Here is a 23,858-nt window from a genome sequence, read left to right on the forward strand (position 1 = left end):
GGCCATCAACGTTGATTAGCGTTACTGTGCGGTCTGGCTCAATGCGCCTTGCCGCATTTGCTGATTGATCGGTTGTCCGCTGCTGTCAGCCCCTTGAAGCGAACCGTTCAACGTCGGCTTGAGCGGCGTATCGGCGGCGAGCCGCCCATTAAGCTGCAATTGCAGATTGGAATTGCCCGTGGGGTCGGAAGACGATGCCGGCCATCCCCAGCGAGTTAATATATCCAATGGAACGGAGCGCCCGGTCATCGTAACCGAAAAGGCCCGGGCGGGGTGTTGCTCGATGGTTGCCTTGGCTTCCAGCAAGCCGTTTTGGGTAAAGGCGCTGAGATCGGTGAATGCGATCTGCCCCTCATTGGCGGTTAAGGCCAAAGAGGGGCGGCGGATATCGACTTTATTGAATGTTGCATCGCTGGCGTTCAGGTTCAGCGAACCGCTCCAGATACCCCACTGATGATTACGCGCCAGCAGCAGATCGCTGCCGTTTCCATCCAGAGCGGTAAGCTGAAATGGAAAATCCGGGTTGATATCAATCAACAGATTACGGTTGGCGGTGAATTTCCTGATATTCACTTCCTCCAGCCAGTCCGGCAGCGTGGTTTGCCAACGCTGACGCCAGTCGGCCGGTAACGTGTATTCCATGCCCGCCACCACGAATTCATTCAGTTGCAAACGATGGTTGCTGCGTTGCCAGTTGCCGTCGGTACGCAACAGCCCTCTTTCCCAGCGGGTGGTAAACTGTTTGATTTCAACCCCGCTGGGGGAGAGTGTCAGGTTAACGATAGGGTCGATCAGATGCATATCGCCGTTGACGATATCCGTGGCATTGAACGACAGTTCGCCGCCATCGCTTTGCCAGTCGTCTTGTTTGAATGTGACGTTTTGCAGGGTGACGTCGAGATCGATAAACGCCCACCCCGGCCCTTCAATACGGGCATCGATCAAATCAAAACGGGAGACGGCAACCGAAGGCAACGCGGTAATCGGTTGCCAGAATTCCCGTAGGGTGCTTGGCGTTTGCAAGCGAACCTTGCTGAGACGCAGGTTGCCAATCTGCCAACTGCCGTCTTCCGCCCGACTGGCGCTGCCGGTTAACTGGCCTTGCGCCACGTCGGCGCCGAAATTCCCCAGGATAAGCTGATTATGATTAATTTCTCCCTGCATCAGCACCTGGCTGGCGGGGATATCATTGAGCCGCAACGAACGGGCGCTGAGTTGAAAATGCCCCTGTTTGCCGAGTAAACGCCCCGCTTCAGGCTGCCAGGGCATGATCCCGCCATTGACCTGTTGGCCGTTCAAGCGCCAGTCATCATCCTGCGCTTGAAGCGCCATCGTCCGTAGTTGTAATACATCGGCTTCGATCGGCAGGGTCGCGGCGGCGGGGGAGAGATTCAGCGTACCGCCTTCCAGTTCCAGACTGGAAAAATGGCGGGGGTCGGTTATCTGACGCGCGCTCAGCCCTGCCGAAATTTGTTTGGCGGTCAGCGTCGGCGGCTGATCCTTATGGCCGAATATGACGTCCTTCAGCAGAATCCGATCGGGCTTGGACCAGCTATGGTCAATTTTCCCCAATGAGATCTGATAGTCCGTGTTTTGATTCACCCAGTTGCCGATCCGGCTTGAGGCCCAGGTGGTTTGCAGTATTACGTACAATATCACCAGCGCCAGTAATGCCAGCAGCAGTAGGGTCAGCAATAATTTCCCGATAAATCTCATCGTGTCAGTCCATGCCAGTCGTCAGGGATAACTGTTTTTATGCCGCAATTACCCCGCAGGCTCAATAGCTAATGCTGTTACAGACCGTAAAAAGCGACCGGTGTTGCACCCGCGGTCGCTTTTATTCACGCTTATCAGAAATTATTGAAGCGAGTACGAATTATTTTTCTTCCGGGGGGAAAACCAGATTCAGCACAATCGCCGTAATACCGCCGGCGGCGATACCGGAAGACAGCAGCGTTTTCATCCAGTCGGGTGCGAATTGCAGAATCAGCGGTTGCTGCGAAACCCCCAGCCCCACGGCCAACGAGAGGGCGATAATCATGATGGCGCGACGGTTCAGCGGTTCACGCGACACGATACGCACGCCGGAAGCGGCGATCGTACCAAACATGACGATGGTTGCGCCGCCGAGCACCGGTTCCGGAATATGCTGCACAAAGCCGCTGACCGCCGGGAACAGCCCCAGAATAATCAGCATCAGCGCCACCACAAAGCCGACGTAGCGGCTGGCGACGCCGGTAAGCTGGATAACGCCGTTATTCTGGCCGAAACAGGAGTTTGGAAAGGTGTTGAAGACGGCGGACAGACAAGAGTTCAGGCCGTTCGCCAGTACGCCGCCTTTCAGACGCTTCATGTACAACGGCCCGCTGACCGGCTGTTCTGAGACATCGGATGTGGCGGTGATATCGCCGATGGTTTCCAGCGATGTCACCATAAACACCAGCATCAGCGGGATCAGCAGATTCCAGTCAAAGCCCAGGCCGTAATAGAGCGGCGTGGGCACCATGATGAATGAATGCTGTTCCGCCGGCGCGCTGTCGGGCAACATCCCCATCAGCCAGGCGCCCAGATAACCGACCGCCATGGCGATGACCAGTGAGGCCACGCGCAGATAAGGGTTACGCTGGCGGTTCAGCAGGATAATGATCAACAGTACGATACCCGCCAGCAACAGATTCTTCGGTGCGCCAAAGGTGTTGTTATTCATTGCCGCATAGCCGCCGCCGATGGAGGTCAGGCCGACCTGAATCAGCGACAGACCGATGATCATCACCACAATGCCGGATACCAGCGGCGTAATGATTCGGCGCGCAAGGTGCAAGAAGCGCGACAGAATAACTTCCGTCATGGAGGCGACCATTAGCGTGCCAAACAGCGCCGCCATCATGGTGGGGACGTCCGCTCCGCCATTTTTCAGCGCCAGCCCGCCCATGATTAATGGCGTAACGAAGTTAAAGCTGGTGCCTTGAATGGACAGTAGACCCGATCCTACCGGCCCCCAGGTTTTTATTTGCAGAATAGAGGCCAGACCGGAAGCGAACAGCGACATACTGATGATGTGTTGCGTATCTTGCGCGGGTAAACCAAGCGCCTGACAGATCAACAGCGCGGGAGTGATCACCGCGACAAACATCGCCAGCAGGTGCTGGCTGGCGGCAAACAGGGTTTGCGGCAGAGGAGGACGGTCTTCCAGACGATAAATCAACTCGCTGTGCTTGGGCGCGGCGGGACTGTCGGTTTGGTGGGTATCCGTGGTGGCGGTCGTCATAATAGTTGGCGTTCCTGAAACGACAAAGAGGGCATTTTAATGATCTCTTTAACAAAAGCAAACGTTTGCGGAACGGCGTTTCCGATATGAAATTTGTCTGGCTGGTAATGCCTTATTATTTAAAGGGATATTGTGCTGAATGATGGCGCCGTCAGGCATTGGTATAACGGGTTCTTTCGGGTAACCAGCGTTCAATCAACGCCTTGGCGTGTTCCGGGTAGCGTTGGTGGAGATGACGGGCGACGCGCTGCACCTGCGGGATCAGTGCCTGATCGCGGAGTAAATCGGCGACTTTAAATTCCGCGGCGCCGGTTTGGCGCGTACCCAGCAGTTCACCCGGGCCGCGAATTTCCAAATCACGTTGCGCAATGACAAAGCCATCGTTGCTGTCGCGTAATACCTGAAGCCGTTTTTGCGCCGTTTTGCTCAACGGGGTTTTGTAAAGCAGCACACAATGAGAAGCGACCGCGCCCCGTCCAACGCGGCCGCGTAACTGGTGAAGCTGCGCTAGGCCAAGCCTTTCTGGATTTTCGATAATCATCAGGCTGGCGTTAGGCACGTCAACCCCCACTTCAATCACCGTGGTGGCGACCAACAATTGCAGTTCGCCTTGTTTAAAAGCCTGCATGACTGCCTGTTTTTCCTGCGCTTTCATGCGTCCGTGGACTAATCCGACGGTGATGTCAGGCAGGGCGGCGGTTAATTCCTGGCAGGTCGCTTCGGCGGCCTGGGCTTCCAACAGATCGGATTCTTCAATCAGCGTACAGACCCAATAGGCTTGCCGGCCTTCTTGCCGGCAGGCGTTATCGACACGTTGAATAATCTCATTACGGCGCGTATCCGGTATGGCAACCGTGGTGACGGGCGTTCTGCCTGGCGGCAGTTCATCAATGACCGAGGTATCCAGATCGGCGTAAGCCGTCATCGCCAGCGTGCGGGGGATCGGGGTGGCGGTCATAATCAACTGATGTGGGTGGAACCCCTGTTGTTCGCCTTTTTCCCACAATGCCAGACGCTGATGTACGCCGAAACGGTGTTGTTCATCAATAATCACCAGCGCCAGCCCGTTGAATTTGACCTGTTGCTGGAAGATGGCGTGAGTGCCCACGACCATGGATACCTGACCGCTGGCAATGGCGTCCTGCTGCGCCTGTCGGGCTTTTCCTTTCTGCTTGCCGGCCAGCCAGCCCACCTCAATCCCCAGCGGCGCAAACCACTGGCGAAAGTTATGGGCATGTTGTTCCGCCAGCAGCTCGGTCGGCGCCATTAGCGCGACCTGTTTTCCGTTCGCTATCGCCCGTAGCGCGGCCAGCGCGGCAACCAGCGTTTTTCCTGACCCGACATCCCCTTGTACCAATCGCATCATGGGGAACTCTTTTGCCAGATCGGCTTCAATTTCACCAACCACGCGTTCCTGCGCGGCAGTCGGCGTAAACGGCAGCGCCGTCAGCAGGCGTAGTTTAAGAGAATCATCAGCCGCCAGGGATAATGCCCGGTAGCTTTGCGCGCCGGCGCGAACGGCCAGCATGCTTAAGTTATGCGCCAGCAGTTCTTCCATAATCAGCCGCTGTTGCGCCGGGTGTTTACCCAGTTCCAGTTCGCTGAGTTGAATGTCCGGCGGGGGACGGTGCAGGATATGCAGGGCTTCGGGCAGGCTGATGAGCGATCGACTCAGTTCTTGCGGCAGCAGTTCGTCGATCGGATTGGCGTCCAGCAGCGCCAGCGCCTGATCGGTCAGTTTACGCAATGTTGCCTGACGAACGCCTTCGGTGGTGGGATAAACCGGCGTCAGCGATCCCTGTAATTCCACCGGTGTGTTATCGCCCTGTAGGTGATATTCCGGGTGGATAATTTCAGCGCCGATTTTGCCGCGCTTGATTTCACCGTAGGCGGTGACCCGCTGACCCGGCGCCAGACTGTTCTTCATGGCGGCGTTGAAATTGAAAAAACGCATGGTCAGCACGCCGCTGCCATCGCTGATTTGGCAAGTCAGCATACGCCGATTGCCGAAGGTAATGTCGTGGCGCAGAATTTCGCCTTCCACCGTGGCAAACATGCCGGGGAGCAGGTCGCCAATCGGGTAAAGGCGAGTGCGGTCTTCGTAGCGTAACGGCAGATGCAGCAACAGATCCTGCACGGTTTCCAGCCCGAGGCGGGCAAGTTTAGCCGCCTGACTGCTACCCACGCCGGCAAGCGTGCTCAACGGTTGGGTATTCAGGCGGCCTTTCATCAGCGCTCCGAGGATTGCATTGAGGCCCACCAGGCGGTATCGGCAACGATCTGGCCGCTGCTATCAATATAAGGGCGCGGCAGACCCTTACGTTTGGCGACTCGCGCCAGTACCGGGTAGCCGCCTTCAAACAGCAACCGCTGTTGCTCTTCTTCGTCCAATGGGCTGTCCTCGCGCTGGTACATGCCGGCTAACTGACGCTGGCGCTGAGCTTCATACAGAATCAATGCGGATGCGACGGAGACATTCAGCGACTGCACCATGCCGGTCATCGGAATAATGATATCTTTATCGGCCAGTTTTAGCGCTTCCGGGCTAATACCGGTTTTTTCCTGCCCCAGTAAAATACAGGTCGGGCGGGTATAATCAATGTCGCGGAAATCGACGGCCTGTTCAGAAAGGTGCGTCGCCAGAATCTGCATGCCTGCCGTTTGCAGGTGGCTGACGGCGTCATGAATGGTGCGATGGGTTTTAACCTGTACCCAGCTATTGCTGCCGGCGGCGGAAGATACCAGCGTTTTCATTCTGCTGGTGGGCCATATGGCATGGATCTGATGGACGCCCACGGCATCGGCCGTACGAATAACGGCGGAAACATTATGCGGCTTATGCACCTGCTCCATGCAGATTGTCAGATCAGGCTGACGGCAGGTCAGCATCTCTCTTATGCGTGCATAGCGTTGAGGCGTCATAACGGTTAATTTCGGTTACGGTTAACTTTTATTACATCCGGCATTACGCGGATTTTGCGCATAATATTCGCCAGATGAACGCGGTCGAGCGTGGTGAGTCGGATAAACGCGCTGTATACGCGGCCGTCTTTTTCTTCGGTATTGATGCTCTGGATATTTGAGTTCGCCGTATTAATTGCGGCAGCCAGATTAGCCAGCGCGCCCTGATGGTTGAACATATCCACCTTGATTTCGGCGATAAATTCTTGATCGGTCACCTTATCCCACTCCACGGCCATAAACTTTTCCGGCTCTTTCTGATAACCGCGGATGTTGCGGCAGGATTCGTGGTGGATAACCAGTCCTTTACCGGGGCTGACGTGAGCGATAATCGGATCGCCCGGAATAGGGCGACAGCATTTGGCGAATGAAATCATCACGCCATCCGCGCCTTTAATCGGCAATTTGCGCAGCCCGGTATTTTCCAACTGGGATTGTTCGTTCAGCAGATTTTTCGCCACCACCACGCTCATGGCATTGCCCAGCCCGATTTCCGCCATCAGATCGTCCAGCGTGGCAAGCTTCATTCGGTCAAGCTCAAGCTGAATATTTTTTTCCGGAATATCAGACAGTTTACGGCCGCTGCCCAGAGCATGGTTCAGCAAACGACGGCCCAGACTGACGGAGTCATCGCGCTTAAGGTTTTTCAGCATCTGGCGGATTTTGGCGCGCGCTCGAGAGCTGACGACGAAGTTCAGCCAGGCGGCGTTTGGTCTGGCGCCTGGCGCGGTAATGATCTCAATGGTCTGCCCGCTGGTCAGCGGCTGCGACAACGGATAGGGCTGGCGATCGACTCTGGCGCCGACGCAGGCATGACCGATATCGGTATGTACGGCATAGGCGAAATCGACCGGCGTTGCGCCGGCGGGCAATTCCACAATCCGGCCTTCCGGCGTGAAGACATACATTTCGTCGGGAAAGAGGTCGGACTTAACGCTTTCGATAAATTCAAACGAACTGCCCGCGCTCTGCTGCAATTCCAGCAGGCTTTGCATCCAGCGCTGGGCGCGAACCTGGGCGGTGGTGCTGCTTTCGCCTTCTTTATAGGCCCAATGCGCGGCAACGCCCATTTCCGCCATCTGATCCATATCGTCGGTGCGGATCTGCACTTCCACCGGAACGCCGTGCGGACCAATCAGCGAAGTATGCAGCGACTGATAGCCGTTCGCCTTGGGAATGGCGATATAATCCTTTACCCGGCCGGGGCGGGGTTTATACAGACTATGCACCTGACCCAACACGCGATAGCAGGTATCCAGTTCCTTAACGATCACCCGAAAAGCGTAAATGTCCATAATGGAATGAAAACGCTGTTCTTTCAGATGCATCTTGCAGTAGATGGAATAAAGGTGTTTTTCACGGCCGCTTACCCGGCAGGCAATTCCGGCTTCGGTCAAACGGCCTTCAATCTCGGCAAGGATTTTCTGGATCATCTCTTTCCGGTTGCCGCGGGCGGCTTTGACCACCTCTTTGATTACGCGGTAACGGTTGGGATAGAGCGCTTCAAAACCCAGCTCTTCAAGCTCGGTTTTCAGGTGATGGATACCCAGCCGATGCGCCAGCGGACTGTATATTTCCAACGTTTCGCGGGCAATGCGCCGGCGCTTATCCGGGCGTAAAGAACCCAGCGTGCGCATATTGTGGGTACGGTCGGCCAGTTTGATCAGAATGACGCGGATATCCTGCACCATCGCCATGATCATCTTGCGAAAGTTCTCAGCCTGCGCTTCTTTCTTATCGCGGAACTTCAACTTGTCGAGTTTGGAGACGCCTTCCACCAGTTCGGCGACGCTCTTGCCGAAGAGCTGTTCCATGTCCTGATAGGTGGCGGGGGTGTCTTCTATCACATCGTGCAACAGCGCGGCCATCAGCGTTTCATAGTCAAGACGCATCTCGGCCAGAATACAGGCAACGGCAATCGGGTGAGTGATATAGGGTTCGCCACTGGAGCGAGTCTGCCCCTCGTGAGCATCACGTGCAACAAGGTAAGCCTGGCGTAAACGTTTAATCTGCTCTTCCGGCAGATAACGTTGAATCAGCAGATTAAGGCTTTCAAAAAGGTACAAGGGCGACTCGCGGTCTGATTAACGGCGGCCTTCAGCAATCGCGGTGACCGCCTGAATTTCCGCGGCTTCCTGCTCTTGCTGCTCCTGACGGTCACGAACGTCCAGGATTTGGGCGTTGATCAGGCCTTCTTCGATCTCGCGCAGGGCGATCACGGTGTACTTATCGTTTTCTTCCGCTACCAGCGGCTCTTTACCACCAGTCTGGATCTGACGGGCGCGACGAGCAGCGACCAACACCAGGTCAAAACGATTACCAATTTTCTCTACAGCGTCTTGAACAGTTACGCGTGCCATAATGTGCTACTCCACAGGGAAATAAAATGACTGGGCATCATACTGAAAGAGCCGTCAGTCTGCCAATAGTTTGGTGATTAATGCCTCATGCCGAACTTTTTGCCTGCCCAGCAGCAGACGTTCGGCGCGAATAATGGTTTTCAGATCGAGCAACGCCAAATCGAAATCATCATTAACGATTAAATAATCATATTCTGCGTAATGCGTCATTTCAGCCACCGCCTGCGCCATGCGGCGGGCAATAACCTCTTCACTATCCTGACCGCGGCCGCGCAGTCGGCGCGCCAGTTCTTCTTTTGACGGCGGCAAAATAAAAATGCTGCGCGCCTGCGGCATATGGGTACGGATTTGCTGGGCGCCCTGCCAGTCGATATCCAGAAATACATCTACGCCCGTCGCCAATATCTGTTCAATGGCTAACCGGGACGTACCGTAGTAATTACCGAAGACTTCCGCATATTCCAGAAATTCGTTTTCCTGGATCATACGCTTAAATTTATCAACCGAGACAAAGAAGTAGTGCTCGCCGTGGCTTTCCCCCGGTCGTTTGGCTCTGGTGGTATGGGAGATCGATACCTGAGTGTCATAAAGCGGCTGCGTTTTTAATAGCGCCTGAATCAAACTGGACTTTCCGGCCCCACTGGGAGCGGAAACGATATATAACGTGCCTTGAGCCATAGTGAAGTTTTATTAATTGCAATTAATTATTGATATAAATGCGGCGGAACCCGCATTTCCCCACATTATACACGCCAATACGCCATCAGTCGCGCTGTGATAAATGTCATTGCAGAATGTTTTACCGTTATGCCACCAGAAATGCTTTCTGCCAACCTTTTCCGCATGCGTTGCGCAGCCGCTCCCGGTGATTTTTCATACTGATTGCAAACGACAAAAAACGTTGCGAAGCGTTTTGCATTCCTCGGTTTTTACTCTCGTTTTTTGTTCGCGGCTGCGTTGTACTGCGCTCAGTCGGTACTTATGGGAGGTTACATGAATTGCGGGTTCAGTCGGTTTGTCATCGTAATATTGGCGGGCGTCGCTGGTTGGCCGTTAATCGCCGCGCCGTCTTGTCCGGACTGGCCGACGGGTCGCGCCCAAAAAGAAATGGGGATGTTGAACTGGCAGTTGGCGCAGTGGGATGACGCTTATTATAAAGCCGGCGCCAGTCCGGTGGATGACGAGGTTTATGATCAGCTCAGAAGCAGACTGAACCACTGGCGGCGTTGTTTTCAACCCGAGGGCGCGGATTTTGCCGTCCGACTGCCGGATAACGGTAAACAGCGTCATCCGGTCGCGCATACCGGCTTAAAAAAGCTGTCCGATCGCGGGCAACTGTCGCGATGGATAAAACAGCATCAGGATTTATGGATCCAGCCCAAAATTGATGGCGTGGCGGTAACGCTGGTGTATCGGCAGGGGAAATTGGCATCGGCCATCAGCCGCGGCAATGGTTTGCGCGGGGAAAACTGGACGAAAAAAGTCCTCGCCATGCCGGATATCCCTAAAACGCTGACCGGGGCGCCGTCAACCTTGGTGCTACAGGGGGAGCTATTTCTCAACGTTGTCGATCATCGGCAAAATCTGCACGGTGGAATAAATGCCCGCGCGGTGGTCGCCGGGGAGATGCGGCGCCATGACTCTTCGGCTGTTTTGCCGCGAATCGGCATCTTTATCTGGGGTTGGCCCGACGGCCCGGCCACGTTGCCTGAGCGCCTTAAGGGATTGCAGGCGATGGGGTTCGCCATGACCGCTGACTACACGCACAGGATTTCCTCGTTGGAGGAGGCTGAGCGTTGGCGGGAGCGCTGGTATCGTCATCCTCTTCCTTTCGTAACCGATGGCGTGGTGATCCGTCAGGGCAAAGAATCGCCGGGACGCTTCTGGCGGGATACGCCGGCCGACGGGGCCGTCGCCTGGAAATATCCGCCGGTGCGGCAGGTGGCGGAGGTTAACGGGGTTAATTTTGCTATCGGCCGTACCGGCAAGATCAGCGTCGTACTGAGCCTCAACCCGTTGCGGCTGGATGACAAGTCGGTTCGCCGGGTCAATGTCGGATCGCTATCACGCTGGAAACAATGGGATGTTCTGCCCGGCGATCAGGTGAGCATCAGTCTGGCGGGGCAAGGTATTCCACGGCTGGATAACGTGGCGTGGCGGGTTGCCGAGCGTTCGCCGGTAACGCCGCCGAAAGAGGACGACTTTCACAATTTCAGCTGTTTTCAGTACAGCATAGCCTGCCGGCAACAGATGCTTTCACGGCTAACCTGGTTAAGTAGCGATCAGGGGCTGAATCTTAAAGGCATCGGTGAAGGGATATGGCGACGTTTGATGCAGCAGGGCGTATTGCGGGATGTCGTGTCATGGTTGGCGCTGACCAGAGCACAAATAAAGGACGTTAAAGGTATTGGCGCCAGGCAGGCCGAGAGTATTTATGAGATTCTACAGCAGGCTCGTCAGCAGCCTTTGGTTCGCTGGCTATGGGCGCTGGGGGTTCCCTTGCCTCGTTCGGCGCGGGGAGCGCTGGAGAATATGAGCTGGTTACAGTTACAACAGCGTACCGCACGGCAGTGGCGGCAGTTTCCGGGGGTTGGCGCCAGGCGAGCGGAAGAGATCATGGCTTTTTTGCATCATCCGGTCGTGGTGGAGCTTATTGCCTCGTTAAGTAACGCGGGGATAGATATTAAAAACCGGACGGAGGCCGTACCCCAAAACATGGTTATTATTTCCAGACTGAGTGAATAATAGCCAGTGCCGAAACGGACGGGAAAAAATTAAAGCATCATTAAAGGCTATAACACTACCGGACATATTAGATATTAGCGCAATAATCATAAATAACATTTATGATTAGCCATCGGATTTATCTATTTTTTGTAATTATTGTCGCATACGGGAAAGAATAAATGCGAGGTTTAGTAATGAACTCCCTCATTGCCCCGTTGTCCTACTAGCTTCAGATAATAATTCGTTTTATCGGAGCACTTGAAGCGATGAAGTTTGGCCCCGCGATTTCACAGCCTAAGTTATCGTTCTTTCTGGCAATATATATCGGTCTTTTCCTTAATCTTTCAGTCTTTTATCGAAGATTTGATGCTTTTTCGGTATTTACAGGTAAGCAGCTATCAAAATTTACCCCGGCAATAATTGAATTGCTGGCCTGTATATTGTTTACCTTTTTTCTTATGCGGATTATTTCTCTGGGCGGGCGCTATTTTTATCGCGTCGTTGCCTCACTGCTGGTGCTGATTTCTGTCGCCGCCAGTTATTACATGACGTTTTTTAATGTCGTTATCGGCTACGGCATTATTGCCGCGGTTATGACGACGGACATTGATCTTTCTAAAGAAGTTATCGGTTTCCGTTTTATTCTGTGGATGCTGGCGGTAAGCGCATTACCCTTGTTATTGATTTGGAAAAATGCCTTACGTCATACACTAATTGAACAGCTAACGTCGCCGGGGAAACGCCTGACGCCGGTGTTGATCTTACTGGCTGTGGTTGCCCTGGTATGGTTACCGATCCGCTATATGGATAAGGCCCAGTCGGTCTCGGAAAAGCTCTCTAATGTTGACTTACCCAGCTATGGCGGCGTGGTTGCGCATTCGTATCTGCCATCGAACTGGCTGTCTGCTTTGGGATTATTTGCCTATACGAAATATGACGAAAGTCAGGACGCGACGAATTTGTTCGATCCCGGCAAACATTTTACTTACCTTCCGCCAACCGGGATTGATGATACCTATGTGGTTTTCATCATTGGCGAAACCACCCGTTGGGATCACATGGGGCTGTTAGGGTATGAGCGCGATACCACGCCCCGCTTGTCGAAAGAAAAAAATCTGGTGGCTTTCCGCGGAAAATCCTGTGATACCTCGACCAAACTCTCCATGCGTTGCATGTTTGTACGGGAAGGTGGTACGGAAGATAATCCTCAGCGGACATTGAAGGAGCAGAATATCTTTGCGGTATTAAAGGAACTGGGGTTCACGTCCGAGCTATTCGCGATGCAGAGTGAAGTTTGGTTCTATAACAGCATTGAAGCCGATAACTACTCTTTCCGTGAAATGATCGCGTCGGAAAAAAGCAACGACGGTAAGTCGGTGGATGACATGCTGCTGGTGGATGAAGTCAGGGAGTCGCTGGAGCGCTACCCGAAAGGTAAGCATCTGATTGTGCTGCATACCAAGGGGTCCCACTATCTTTACTCGATGCGCTATCCCCGTAGCTATGCCCGCTATCAGCCGGAATGTATGGGCGTCGATGCATCCTGTTCCCGTGAACAGCTGATTAATGCGTTTGATAATAGCGTGCTGTACACCGATAGCTTTATCGAAAACGTGATTAACCAGGTGCGGGATAAGAAAGCATTGGTGTTTTATGCCTCCGATCACGGTGAATCCATCGATGATAACTATCATTTACACGGTACGCCGCGCCAAATGGCGCCGCCGGAACAGTTCCGATCGCCGATGATAGTCTGGGCATCGGATAAATTTCTGGCTGACTCAGGTAATATGAATGCGTTTGATCGGTTAAAAGCACAGCAGCGAATCGGCAAAACCCATCGCCATGAAGAGCTGTTTGATACCATTTTGGGATGTCTGGGATATACCTCGCCGGATGGCGGCATCAACCCGAAAAACAACTGGTGCAACAAGACCGGAAGCTGACGATGATGTTTGGCGCGGTTAAGCCTAGACTGGGCAGAGGTTGCTGACAAAGTCGTTTGTAAGCCTGAGATACCCGGGCCTAGCGTACCGAGGGGCGCTCCGGCGGCTTACGCCGCTACGGCCCCTAGCCACGTTCTCCCTAATAACGGGCTTTGTCAACGGTTTGAGCCCAGTCGATAGACTGGGCAATGGCATATTATCAACCGGTCACGCGGATTTCAGTTGATGAACCTGTTTTTCGCGGCGGATTTTACGTTCTTCCATCACCGCAACGATGGCCATCAGACAGATACAGCAGATGGCGGCCGTATCCAGCGCGGCGAAAGTGCCGGCCCAGCCGGTCAGACCGAAGATCGGCGTACCGTCCGCAATCATCCCCAGGCCCAGTTTCGCGAAGCTATCGCCAATCAGGTAGGCAAAGGTGCCTTTAATGCCGTCGGCCGCACTAATGGCTTTTTTCGGTACAAAGCCTACGGCGGCGACGCCAATCAGCAGTTGCGGACCAAAGACCAGAAAACCCAGCGCAAACAGCGAGGAGAGGTAAACGTACGCATTGCTGGCATGCTGGTAGACGCTGAGGGTGGCAATGATCAGCGCCAGCGCGATACAGGCAACCAGGGCGCGGCGGCCGTTGGCAAGGTCGGAGAGATAGCCCCACAGCAGCGTACCGACCAGCGCACCGGCTTCAAACAGGGTAAAGCCCTGAATCGCCACTTCTTTTGACAGCTTCAGTTCCTGAAAGGCGTAGACCGTCGACCATTGGTCGATACCGATACGCACCACATAAAGGAAGACATTGGAGAAACACAGCAGCCAGATCACTTTGTTCTTCAGCACGTACTCGACAAAGATCTGCCATTTGGTCATCGAGCCGTCTTCCGTCTCTTTGTCCTCATCGCTGATCGCTTCGCCAAACAGCTCTTCCGCTTTACCCAGACCGTAAGCTTCCGGCGAGTCGCTGCCGTAGCGCAGACCGATAAAGCCGACAATCAGCGCGATAACCGACGGTACGATAAACATACCGATCACATGGCCGTCGAACAGGTAGTTCGCGCCGAACAGCGCCACGCCCGCCGCGCCCGCGCCACCCAGATTATGCGAGATGTTCCACATGCCAAGATAGGTTCCGCGCTTACGGCGCGGCGTCCATTTAGTGATCGTGGAATAGCTGCACGATCCGCCGGTGCTCTGGAAGAACCCGCTCAGCGCGTAGAAGGCAATCATCAAAAACAGGCTGATGGAGCCGGAACCCATGCTGGCGCTGAAGCCAAGCATACAGATACTGGACAGGATCAGCATCAGCGGCAGGAACTGCTTGGTGTTTTTGCCATCCGCATAATAGGAGACCAGCGTTTTCCCCACGCCGTAGGTGATGGAGAAGCCCAGACCAATCATCCCCAGTTGAGTCATACTCAAGCCGTAGGTGGAGATCATGTCATTCTGCGCGATATTAAAATTCTTGCGGATCAGGTACATGGTCAGGTAGCCGATAAAGACCACCAGATAGGACTGCATAAAGGGCTTGAACCACATTTTGCGCCGCTCTTCGAGCGGCAGATTCAGGGTCGGCTTGCGCACCTGATTAAGAAAGGCCAGCATGGTTGTCTCCTCTTACTACGCAAACGCTGGAAGTGGCTGCATTGTAAGAAACGGAGGTCGGTACTGGCTTAAGACATCATCCAGTAAAAACTAGGAAATTTTCCCGGTTTTGGTCTTTGAGGTGAAAAAGAGTGAAGTGAGTCACGCTTCTGCGGGGATTTTTGCTCCGCTGCGCGGCGCCTGAGCATTTAAAAACGGCAGCAGCAGCAGAGCGGAGACGCCGGCCGCCACCGCAATGACCGCAAAAAAACCGGTCCAGTGCCAGATATCCATAATTTGCGCCAGCGGCCAGCCGGAAAGCGATGCGCCGAGATAGGCAAATAGTCCGACGAAGCCGGTGGCGGCCCCCGCCGCGTCTTTGTGCGAGCATTCCGCCGCCGCCATGCCAATCAGCATCTGCGGGCCAAAGACAAAAAAGCCGGTGGTAAAGAAACAGGCTGCCTGCATCACATAGCTGGCGAACGGCATTAGCCAAAGCGAGCCGACCGATAGCAGGATGCCGGCCGCGAAGATCAGATTCATCGGCCCGCGATTGCCGTTGAACAGTTTGTCCGACCCCCAGCCCGCAACCAGCGCGCCAATAAATCCGCCCAGTTCGAACATGGTTACCGCCGAATTGGCGGTGACCAGGTTTACGCCGAGCGTCTCTGACATATACAGATTGCCCCAGTCGTTGATGGCCGCCCGCACCACGTAAACCAGCACATAGCACAGCGCCAGCAGCCAGATGTAAGGGTTGGTGAGTACGTACTTATGGAGAATTTCCCGGTGCGACAGCCCCACGCCTTCCTGCTGTTGCGCGATCTCCAACGCATCGCGGCGCCACTCGCCCACGCTGGGTAGCCCCAGGGTTTGCGGACGATCGCGCAGCCGCCAGCATAAAAACAGCCCGACCAGAATAGCCAGCGTTCCGGCGATAATCAGCCCGGCTCGCCAGCCGTAGTGCAGCGCCGCCGCACCCACCACCATCGGTATCAACGCGCCGCCCACGTTATGCGCCGTGTTCCACACCGCCCACCAGCCGCCGCGCTCGGTACGCGAGTACCAGGTAGTGAGTAAACGCGCGCACACCGGCGAGCCCCAGCCCTGAAAGAACGCATTCGCTACCCACAGTAGGGCGAATACCCATAGCGACGAGGAAAAGCCGAACAGAATGTTCACCACGCCGCTGGCAATCAGCCCCAGCCCCATAAAGTAGCGGGCGTTAGACTGGTCGCTGACGATACCGGAAAAGAATTTCGACACGCCGTAAGTGACGTAAAACAGCGTGGCGAGCAGGCCGATGTCGCTGCGCGTCAAAATGCCGTTAACCAGAATTTCCGGCACCGCTGCGTTAAAACTTTTACGCGTAAAGTAAAATAGCGCGTAGCCCAGATAGATAGAGATAAGAATGTGCCGTCGCCAGTAGCGGTAAGTTTCGTCAATCGCTTGCCGATCGGTGAGCGGCGGTATGCCGGGCGGAATTTTCAGAAAACCAAACATGACGATCCTTATTGATTACGCAGCGGCAGACTGACGGTGACGCGGGTTCCGCGGGTGCAGGAGATAGTCAGCGAACCACCGAGGGCCGATACCCGTTCGCGCATGCCGGTCAGGCCCAGGCCCAACTGTCCTGAATTCGGCGGCAGGCCGCAGCCGTCGTCTTCAATCACCAGCAGGAGTTGATTGTCTTTGCACCCGCATTGCAGCGTGACCGTACTGGCGTTGGCGTGTTTGACGATGTTGTTCAGTCCTTCCTGACAGACGCGGAACAGCGTGACGCGCTGGCTTTCGCTGAGCATCGCTTCGTCAATTTGCCAACTAAGGCGGCTTACGATGCCGCGCGCTTCCAGTTCCATCTCTCGCGTCAACGAACGCATCGCCTGCTCAAGAGAAAGATCGTCCAACTGGCGCGGCCGCAGGCGGCCCAGCAAACGGCGCACCGAATCGTAAACGCCAAGAGACAGCGTCTCAATCAACGCGCCGCTCTGCTTCACTCCGGCATTTTCCGGCGCCAGCCGTTGCAAAATACCGGCTTGCGTGCGGATCGCGGTGATGGTCTGGCCGATATCATCGTGCAGTTCGCGCGCTACTTCCCGCCGGACGCTCTCTTCGGTTTCCAGCAGCCGCTCAGCAAGGCGATGATTGCGGGCCAACTGGTTTTGCAGGGACAGATTAAGTTCCCTTAAGCGCTGGATGCCCGCCCCCAGCAGCAACCCCGTCAGGCTCTGGGCCAGCAACGAGAGCAGTAAATCCACCTGATGATCGTGCCAGGTCTGACTGGCGATCAGGGCAATGGCATTCATCAGCGTCGCGATGAGCGCCCCCTGCCAACCGTAATGCCAGGCGAGGGCGATAATCGGCAGCGCCAGACAAAACGGCGTAAAGCGCGCCAGCTCATTCGGCAGCCCTAACTGTAGCCATAGGCTGACGGCAAACAGCAGCAGATACCAGAGCAGATGCCGGGTGCGCCAGTTGATCGGCTGTGAAACCAGCGCCGGGCCGAGCGGCAACCAGGTGGCGCTGGTGAGATAGTGCCAGATAACCAGACAGGTGGGCGCCAGCGTGAGTCCGCCAGTCAGGGTCAACAGCAGTACGGTAAGCGCGTCTTCCCCGCTTCCAATCCAGGGCAGAGACTGTAATAGCGCGGCGGCGATCAGGGCGCCGCCCTGTAGCAACAAGGTATGCCAGTCATTCGGGCGTCGCCGGCGGCTGACCAATGCGACGGGCAACAGTGACAGCAGGCTTCCGATCGTCAATAAGGGCAGGTGAAGCAGGTTCACTTCCTGCGACAGCCAAACCAACAGCAGCCATTCACTGGCGAGCAATACCGGCCAGTAACTGCGCGGGCATTGCAACATCAATCCCAGACGCAAACCAAACGGAAACAGCAACGCCGCCAGCTCCGGTCGCTCCACCAGATGCAGGCTAATGCCCCACAGGCAGAACCACGCGGCGGAGAAAATAAAGAAGCTGGCGGTAACGGAGATGAGCCGGGCGAGTAACGGATGCATTACCAACCAGCGAATAGTCGACGGGCCAGTTCGACGTCATTGCTGATGCCGAGTTTTTCCATCAGGTTGGCACGGTGAACATGCACGGTTTTCGGCGATAGCCCCAGTTCGGCGGCGATCTCTTTGACCGCCATCCCCTGCGCGAGTTTTTCCGCTACCTGATGTTCGCGGCGGGTCAGCGGATCCTGCTTGGCGGAGGCGAGTTTCAGGGCCACATCCGGCGTGAGGTAGCAGCCGCCGGCCGTCACCGTACGGACAGCGGCAATCAGTTCATCGGGGCTGCAACGTTTGGACAGAAATCCGTGCGCGCCGGCATTCAGCGCCTGTTCAATCAGCGCCGGGCTATCGTGGACGGAGAGCATCACCACCGCCATGCCTTTCGGCAACTGGCTTAAAAGTTCCAGACCGGAAATATCCGGCATCGAGATATCGCATATGCAGACCTGCACGGCGCGCCCCGGTAGCCCGGCCAGCGCCTCGCGGCCTGAACCAAACTCGCCGACAACCTGCATATCCGGTTCAAGCGCCAGCAATTGGGCGAAACCAGAACGAACGATACGGTGATCGTCAATGAGAGCAATCGTGATCATGGGGGTGAACCAGGCGATATAATAAGCGAGTACCTTAACGTCACTGATAGTGTCGTTCAAGTCTTGTTGGCGTGTTCCGTATTTAACACGTTTTCCAAACCGTAATTCGCCCGATCGCCGTGGATTTGCATTCGGGGGATTGGGGGAGAGATCGGTTACTGGATACTTTACCAACAGGCATAATCCTTTTTCTAAAAAGGGATTGACGCTTCAATGGGGTAGCAGTAATATGCGCCCGCATTCGGTGAGTGGCGCAGCCTGGTAGCGCACTTCGTTCGGGACGAAGGGGTCGGAGGTTCGAATCCTCTCTCACCGACCAAATCGACTTTCGGTAAGGATCTGGAATAGACGGATATCACCGGAAAGTACCAAGAAACCCGCATCCTGTCTGGATTGGCGGGTTTTTTAATGCCCGTTATCTATCGGTATACCCCGTTTACAGCTGGAAAGTTTAGTTATACCACCCCATATAATTACGATGGCACGTATAACTACCCCTCTGACCAATACCGAAATCAAATCCGCAAAACCTGCCGAGACGGAATACACGTTACAGAACGAGAATGTTTTAAGAATTAATAACCTACTTACCAAGCCCAAGAGCCCTTGGCTATTTTTTCCTATTATGAGCAAGGATTACCCCTCCCCTTGCACCTGAGTAAAAAAAGCGCGACACTACGTAAAGACATATGTAAATACAAAGGTGAACATGATGGGTAGCATTAATCTCCGTATCGATGATGATCTTAAAGCACGCTCCTACGCCGCACTTGAAAAATTGGGGGTTACGCCTTCTGAAGCATTGCGTCTTACGCTGGAATACATTGCTGAAAATGAACGTCTTCCCTTCAAACAAACGTTACTTAGTGATGAAGATGCTGAATTAGTAGAAATTGTCCGTGAACGCCTTCGCAACCCTAAACCAGTACGTGTGACGTTGGATGATCTTTAATGTCGTATTTTCTGGATTTTGACGAACGCGCACTAAAGGAATGGCGCAAGCTGGGCGAGACGGTTCGCAATCAATTCAAAAAGAAACTGGCCGATATTCTGGAAGCACCGCGTATAGAAGCAAACAAATTACGAGGGATGCCGGACTGCTACAAAATAAAGCTGCGTTCTGCTGGCTACCGGTTGGTTTACCAGGTTCAGGATGAAAAAGTGGTGGTTTTTGTCGTGTCAGTTGGCAAACGTGAGCACTCCGAAACCTACGACGATGCGATAAAACGATTACGCTAGTAATAAATACATCCCTCCTTCAGCATCCTGTCTGGATTAGCGGGTTTTTTATTGCCTGTTGTCCATCGGTATACCCTGTATAACTACTTCTGAAATCAAAGCCGCGTAACTGTTCATCTCCGTCGCTCGCTGTGTTTTTTACTTACCGGTAAAAGGAGGCATTCACGGAGTTTACTCAGAATATGATTTTGAAAGCGATGTTCCCAGCCAAGCCTGCCGCTTATGGTTTTTTACACTTCCCTTACCTAAGAAATTTCTCAAAATCACGTTTCAAACTGGCTTTGTTTTGTTGTTTTTGTTTTATAACATTTTGTTTTTTAATTAATTTAATGTATCCATTTTATAAGTTATCTCAGATAACCGGCTTTACATGATTTTTATTAAATGCAATTTTGTGTGCGAAAAAAATACGTACAGTGTCCGGATGTTACTGAATTCATACGCTGTATGGCTCACTTTTGTATTGTTCAAACATGGAAGATATGTTGATGATGAAAAAAACGACACTGCTGCTTTCCGCCCTGGCTGCCTGCGGTATGGGAATGTCTGTTGCTCATGCGGCGCAAACGATCTCCTTAGGTTATGCGCAAGCGAACGTTGATGGTTTCAAAGATCTGAAAGGTATTACCGCCAAGTATCATTATCAGGGAACGTCTCCTGTCGGCATTATCGGCTCTTTTACCTACCTGAGTGGAAAAGACGATTATTACGATTCGGAGTTTAATTCCAACGATAGCTTTAAAGTGAAGTACTACTCCCTGATGGCCGGCCCGTCTTATCGCTTTAACGATCTGGTAAGCATCTATGGTCTGGCCGGTATCGGTCATGGGAAAATTGACTGGAAATATAACTACGGCCCATTTGTTGAATCAGGAAGTGAGGATGAGTCGCGTTTTGCTTATGGCTTAGGTATTCAAATCACGCCAGCGGTTAACTGGGCGATTGATATCGGCTATGAAGGCACCAAAATTGATGACGCAAAAATCGACGCCTTCAATATCGGTGTAGGCTACCGCTTCTGATTTAGAGTATAAATAGCCGGCGAGGAAAACCTGCTGGCTATTTTTCGTCCTGAGCATCGTCTTTTATCATAAAACTCTCCAATGATTTATCGTGGTTGTAACGTAGCCAGGCGATTAACGATTCGTTGTCCATGGGTCTGGCGTAAAGAAACCCCTGCATGTAAATCACACCGCGCTGTTTTAAGTAAGTCAGTTGTCTGGCGTTTTCAACGCCTTCCGCCACCATTTTAAGCTTCATCCGGTGGCTTAGGTTAATGATGGCATCAAGTATTGGCGCATCCTCATCCAATGACGAGATGGCGCTGACGAATCCCTTATCGATTTTCAGATAATCCAAAGGGAAGTTTTGCAGGTATGAGAGCGAACAATGACCGGTGCCAAAATCGTCAATGGCTATCAGGAAACCCTCTTCACGCAGTTGATGTAACCGCTGTATGACGTCGGAACCATTGCTGATAAGGCTGCGTTCCGTAAGCTCCAGCGTAATCTTCAGTTGGTGAGACGCGACCTTGGCTTCGAAACGGCGGACGTCTGAAACAAAAGTCGGATGCTGTAAATGTTCCGCGGCGACATTGAGGCCCAGATGGAACCCCGGACTTACCCGCCAGCCCGCGATGTCCGTCGCGACGAGGTCAAACAGGTGTCGGGTAATGGGAATAATCATGTTTTCCGCTTCGGCGGCCGCGATAAAGATGTCCGGCCTGATCCATTTTCCGCTGTTACGTCGCCAGCGCAGTAGCGCTTCGACGCCGAGACAATGGTTTTCCGCTGAGTCGTAGATTGGCTGGTAATAAACGGAGAATTCACCATTAGCGATCCCTTTTTTAATTTCATCCCGAAATAATAGCTTGCGCTTTTGCCAGTTCCACACGCCGAAGGTAAAAAACAGGGATAAGATTAGCGTGATGGGAAGAAAGGTAAAAAACGTTTGTTTCCAGGTTCTTATCGATTCTTCGATCGGCGCGGTCACCTGTACGGCAATCGGGAACTTATCCGATTTTATTTCAAACTCAGCGAGGGGAAAGAGGCCTGAAAGCGCGGGGAATGGCTGGCCAACCTGAATGGGATAGCCGTTATTTACCGTTAACGTCAATTGGTAGCCACGCGCCTCCCCGATCGCCAGCATCAGGTCGATAAGATATTGGGCGTCGACCATAGCGTAGGCGCCATAGCCATGGAGCGGCATTTGAACGAAGATGATTCCCGGGCGGCTTTTCACACTGGATGAGCCAGCGATTGACAGACTCCAGCGTGTTGGCAGAGGGGAAGGTAAAGGCTGCATGATCACGACGTCCATGGGGGGAGAGGCATGACGGAACGTCGACGAACAGTAGACAGTAGTATCCTTGGTGACGCCGATCGCGCGAAAGTAGGAAAACACCGAGCCAAGCCGCTGCAATTCAGCGCCGATCACATTGCATGGCTGACCGCTCAAGCGCTGGATTTCGGCAACCATCTCCCACGCTTGTTCGGTGATGTTTTCCGCGTGATGCAGAGCGATTAACGCAGTAGATTCGAGATTCCGTTTAACCATCACCCGGGATTCGACGAAGGTGAATAGCAATCCAAGTAGCAGCGGTAATACACTTGCTGTCAGCAATAACGGCCAGTGACTTTTATATTTGCCATATCCGGGAATCATCCACATCTCCTTTTTTGGCGGATCCAATGCCTAGGATGAGGATACGTGAGTCGACGGCAGTGGCAAGTCTACAGAACCAGAAGATGTTGTATTCACTCTTAATTTCTGAGGCTGCTCGAATAAGTCGTGTCCGTAAAAAGCCTTTCTCTCAAGGTGATGGCGATTGGATATAACCAGGCAATTATTATTATAGTTTCTATTTCACGGCTACGAGCGCTTGGGCGCAGGCCCAGGCCGAACTCCAGGCCCATTGGAAGTTGTAGCCGCCGAGCCAGCCGGTGACGTCGACCACCTCGCCGATAAAATACAATCCCGGAACGTTGCGGGCTTCCATCGTTTTGGAGGATAACTCACGGGTATCCACGCCGCCTAACGTCACTTCCGCCGTCCGATAGCCTTCTGTGCCATTGGGTTGCACCCGCCATTGCTGGAGGTTGGTTTCAATTTGCTGTTGCTGGATGTTGTTCAACTGCTTCAGCGTGACGTCCGGCAATTGTCCCAGCGTTTGCAGACAGTCGACCAGCCGTTTTGGCAGCCATTGCGCCAGGGTGGTTTTCAGACTTTGATTGGGGTGAGCCGCCCGTTCATCATTAATCAGCGCCGCCAAATCCTGATGCGGCAGCAAATTGATCGTGACGAACTCGCCGGCCTGCCAGTAGCTGGAGAGTTGCAGCACCGCCGGGCCGGAAAGCCCCCGATGCGTAAACAGCATGTTTTCCCGGAACGTCGCGCCGTTTTCGGCCGTTATCACCGCGGGTACGGAGACGCCGGATAGCGTCTGCAAGTGTTCCAGCAATGGTTTATGCAGCGTAAAGGGCACCAGCGCCGCGCGCGTCGGCAGGACGTTTAACCCAAATTGCCGGGCGATTTGATAACCAAACGGCGTCGCCCCCAGGCCCGGCATCGACAGGCCGCCGCTGGCGATCACCAGCGCCGGGCTATGAAGCGTCGTGCCATCGGCTAATTGCAAAATGAACGCGCCATCCGGTTTTTCCACCGTCGCCACTTCGCTGCGTAAACGCATCGTGACGTTAGCCTGCTCGCATTCCTTAAGCAACATATCGACGATCTGCTGAGCGGAATCATCGCAAAACAGTTGACCGAGGGTTTTCTCGTGGTAGGCGATATTGTGGCTATTCACCAGGCTGATAAAGTCCCATTGGGTATAGCGCGCCAGGGCCGATTTACAAAAGTGGGGATTTTGGGACAGATAAGCCGCCGGCTCGGCGTACAGATTGGTAAAGTTGCAGCGTCCCCCTCCGGACATCAAAATTTTACGTCCGGGTTTTTTACCATTGTCGAGCAGCAGAACGCGCAGTCCCTGTTGTCCGGCCTGTGCGGCACAGAACAATCCCGCGGCTCCGGCGCCGATAATGACAACGTCAAACTGTTCCACAATGGTTTCTCCGGTTATTGGCGCTGGCGTCCTCTGCCCTGACAGGAAGCCTGCAACGTTCAGGGCGGCAAATTGTAGTGTCCGTTTCTGTCAGATGCCAGCGTAACAATTTGCG

18 protein-coding genes, 1 tRNA gene and 1 pseudogene are annotated in these 23,858 nt (G+C 53.9%); 7 read left to right on the forward strand and 13 right to left on the reverse strand.

The features are described from left to right. Positions 1–21: 21 nt before the first annotated feature. From JG725_RS15880 to gmk, 7 genes are all read right to left on the reverse strand, one after another. Positions 22–1,716, reverse strand: coding sequence for an AsmA family protein (locus tag JG725_RS15880; protein WP_199378775.1), 1,695 nt, complete (start codon positions 1,714–1,716; stop codon positions 22–24). Between the two features lie 160 nt (positions 1,717–1,876). Then, positions 1,877–3,268, reverse strand: coding sequence for an NCS2 family protein (locus JG725_RS15885; protein WP_172290985.1), 1,392 nt, complete (start codon positions 3,266–3,268; stop codon positions 1,877–1,879). Positions 3,269–3,419: 151 nt separating this feature from the next. Further along, on the reverse strand, positions 3,420–5,498 hold the full coding sequence (gene recG / locus JG725_RS15890) for an ATP-dependent DNA helicase RecG (RefSeq protein ID WP_199378777.1): 2,079 nt from the start codon (positions 5,496–5,498) through the stop codon (positions 3,420–3,422). After that, the gene (gene trmH, locus JG725_RS15895) at positions 5,498–6,190 is read right to left on the reverse strand and encodes a tRNA (guanosine(18)-2'-O)-methyltransferase TrmH (protein ID WP_172290987.1); all 693 of its coding nucleotides are present in this window, start codon (positions 6,188–6,190) and stop codon (positions 5,498–5,500) included. The genes recG and trmH overlap by 1 nt, the downstream gene beginning before the upstream one ends. A gap of 5 nt (positions 6,191–6,195) precedes the next feature. Continuing rightward, positions 6,196–8,295 carry a bifunctional GTP diphosphokinase/guanosine-3',5'-bis pyrophosphate 3'-pyrophosphohydrolase gene (gene spoT, locus JG725_RS15900; RefSeq protein ID WP_172290988.1) on the reverse strand — a complete coding sequence of 700 codons (2,100 nt, stop codon included), beginning with the start codon at positions 8,293–8,295 and terminating at the stop codon, positions 6,196–6,198. Positions 8,296–8,313: 18 nt separating this feature from the next. After that, positions 8,314–8,589: a DNA-directed RNA polymerase subunit omega gene (rpoZ, locus tag JG725_RS15905; RefSeq protein ID WP_048636744.1), complete on the reverse strand. Its 276-nt coding sequence runs from the start codon at positions 8,587–8,589 to the stop codon at positions 8,314–8,316. Between the two features lie 54 nt (positions 8,590–8,643). Beyond that, positions 8,644–9,267 carry a guanylate kinase gene (gene gmk / locus JG725_RS15910; protein WP_172290989.1) on the reverse strand — a complete coding sequence of 208 codons (624 nt, stop codon included), beginning with the start codon at positions 9,265–9,267 and terminating at the stop codon, positions 8,644–8,646. A 315-nt stretch (positions 9,268–9,582) separates the two neighbouring features. On the opposite strand from gmk, the gene ligB reads away from it, so the two are divergent. Together ligB and eptB are read left to right on the forward strand one after the other, a co-directional pair. After that, a complete protein-coding gene (gene ligB / locus JG725_RS15915; RefSeq protein ID WP_199378779.1) occupies positions 9,583–11,334 on the forward strand; it encodes an NAD-dependent DNA ligase LigB in 1,752 nt (583 codons plus the stop codon). A gap of 248 nt (positions 11,335–11,582) precedes the next feature. Continuing rightward, on the forward strand, positions 11,583–13,262 hold the full coding sequence (gene eptB, locus JG725_RS15920; RefSeq protein WP_172290991.1) for a kdo(2)-lipid A phosphoethanolamine 7''-transferase: 1,680 nt from the start codon (positions 11,583–11,585) through the stop codon (positions 13,260–13,262). A 207-nt stretch (positions 13,263–13,469) separates the two neighbouring features. On the opposite strand, the gene uhpT is transcribed toward eptB, so the two are convergent. The 4 genes from uhpT to uhpA all read right to left on the reverse strand — a co-directional run bounded on the left by uhpT (position 13,470) and on the right by uhpA (position 18,444). Further along, entirely contained in the window at positions 13,470–14,861 is a 1,392-nt protein-coding gene (gene uhpT / locus JG725_RS15925; protein ID WP_172290992.1) for a hexose-6-phosphate:phosphate antiporter, read from the reverse strand. Between the two features lie 141 nt (positions 14,862–15,002). Further along, the gene (locus JG725_RS15930; RefSeq protein WP_172290993.1) at positions 15,003–16,343 is read right to left on the reverse strand and encodes an MFS transporter; all 1,341 of its coding nucleotides are present in this window, start codon (positions 16,341–16,343) and stop codon (positions 15,003–15,005) included. An 8-nt stretch (positions 16,344–16,351) separates the two neighbouring features. After that, positions 16,352–17,854 (reverse strand): signal transduction histidine-protein kinase/phosphatase UhpB, encoded by a 1,503-nt coding sequence (uhpB, locus tag JG725_RS15935; RefSeq protein WP_172290994.1) that lies wholly within the window; start codon positions 17,852–17,854, stop codon positions 16,352–16,354. Beyond that, a complete protein-coding gene (gene uhpA / locus JG725_RS15940) occupies positions 17,854–18,444 on the reverse strand; it encodes a transcriptional regulator UhpA (protein WP_172290995.1) in 591 nt (196 codons plus the stop codon). The genes uhpB and uhpA overlap by 1 nt, the downstream gene beginning before the upstream one ends. 242 nt (positions 18,445–18,686) lie before the next feature. Here uhpA and JG725_RS15945 point away from each other — a divergent pair. From JG725_RS15945 to JG725_RS15960, 5 genes and pseudogenes are all read left to right on the forward strand, one after another. Beyond that, positions 18,687–18,763: transfer RNA gene (locus JG725_RS15945), tRNA-Pro, on the forward strand. A 159-nt stretch (positions 18,764–18,922) separates the two neighbouring features. Continuing rightward, positions 18,923–19,060: pseudogene (locus JG725_RS20900) on the forward strand (integrase); the annotation flags it as partial. 96 nt (positions 19,061–19,156) lie between these two features. Next, positions 19,157–19,396, forward strand: coding sequence for a type II toxin-antitoxin system RelB/DinJ family antitoxin (locus JG725_RS15950; RefSeq protein ID WP_172290996.1), 240 nt, complete (start codon positions 19,157–19,159; stop codon positions 19,394–19,396). Further along, complete coding sequence (locus JG725_RS15955; protein ID WP_172290997.1) at positions 19,396–19,683, forward strand: type II toxin-antitoxin system RelE/ParE family toxin; 288 nt, start codon at positions 19,396–19,398, stop codon at positions 19,681–19,683. The genes JG725_RS15950 and JG725_RS15955 overlap by 1 nt, the downstream gene beginning before the upstream one ends. Positions 19,684–20,171: 488 nt before the next feature. Further along, positions 20,172–20,705, forward strand: coding sequence for an Ail/Lom family outer membrane beta-barrel protein (locus JG725_RS15960; RefSeq protein WP_233356450.1), 534 nt, complete (start codon positions 20,172–20,174; stop codon positions 20,703–20,705). A 37-nt stretch (positions 20,706–20,742) separates the two neighbouring features. Here the strand turns inward: JG725_RS15960 and JG725_RS15965 are convergent, their stop codons facing one another. Together JG725_RS15965 and JG725_RS15970 are read right to left on the reverse strand one after the other, a co-directional pair. Continuing rightward, positions 20,743–22,347, reverse strand: a complete 1,605-nt coding sequence (locus JG725_RS15965; RefSeq protein WP_199378781.1) for an EAL domain-containing protein — start codon at positions 22,345–22,347, stop codon at positions 20,743–20,745. 196 nt (positions 22,348–22,543) lie between these two features. Next, positions 22,544–23,743 carry an NAD(P)/FAD-dependent oxidoreductase gene (locus tag JG725_RS15970; RefSeq protein ID WP_172290999.1) on the reverse strand — a complete coding sequence of 400 codons (1,200 nt, stop codon included), beginning with the start codon at positions 23,741–23,743 and terminating at the stop codon, positions 22,544–22,546. Positions 23,744–23,858 lie beyond the last annotated feature (115 nt).

This window comes from Brenneria sp. L3-3C-1 (genome assembly GCF_016456245.1).
Taxonomy (GTDB): domain Bacteria; phylum Pseudomonadota; class Gammaproteobacteria; order Enterobacterales; family Enterobacteriaceae; genus Brenneria.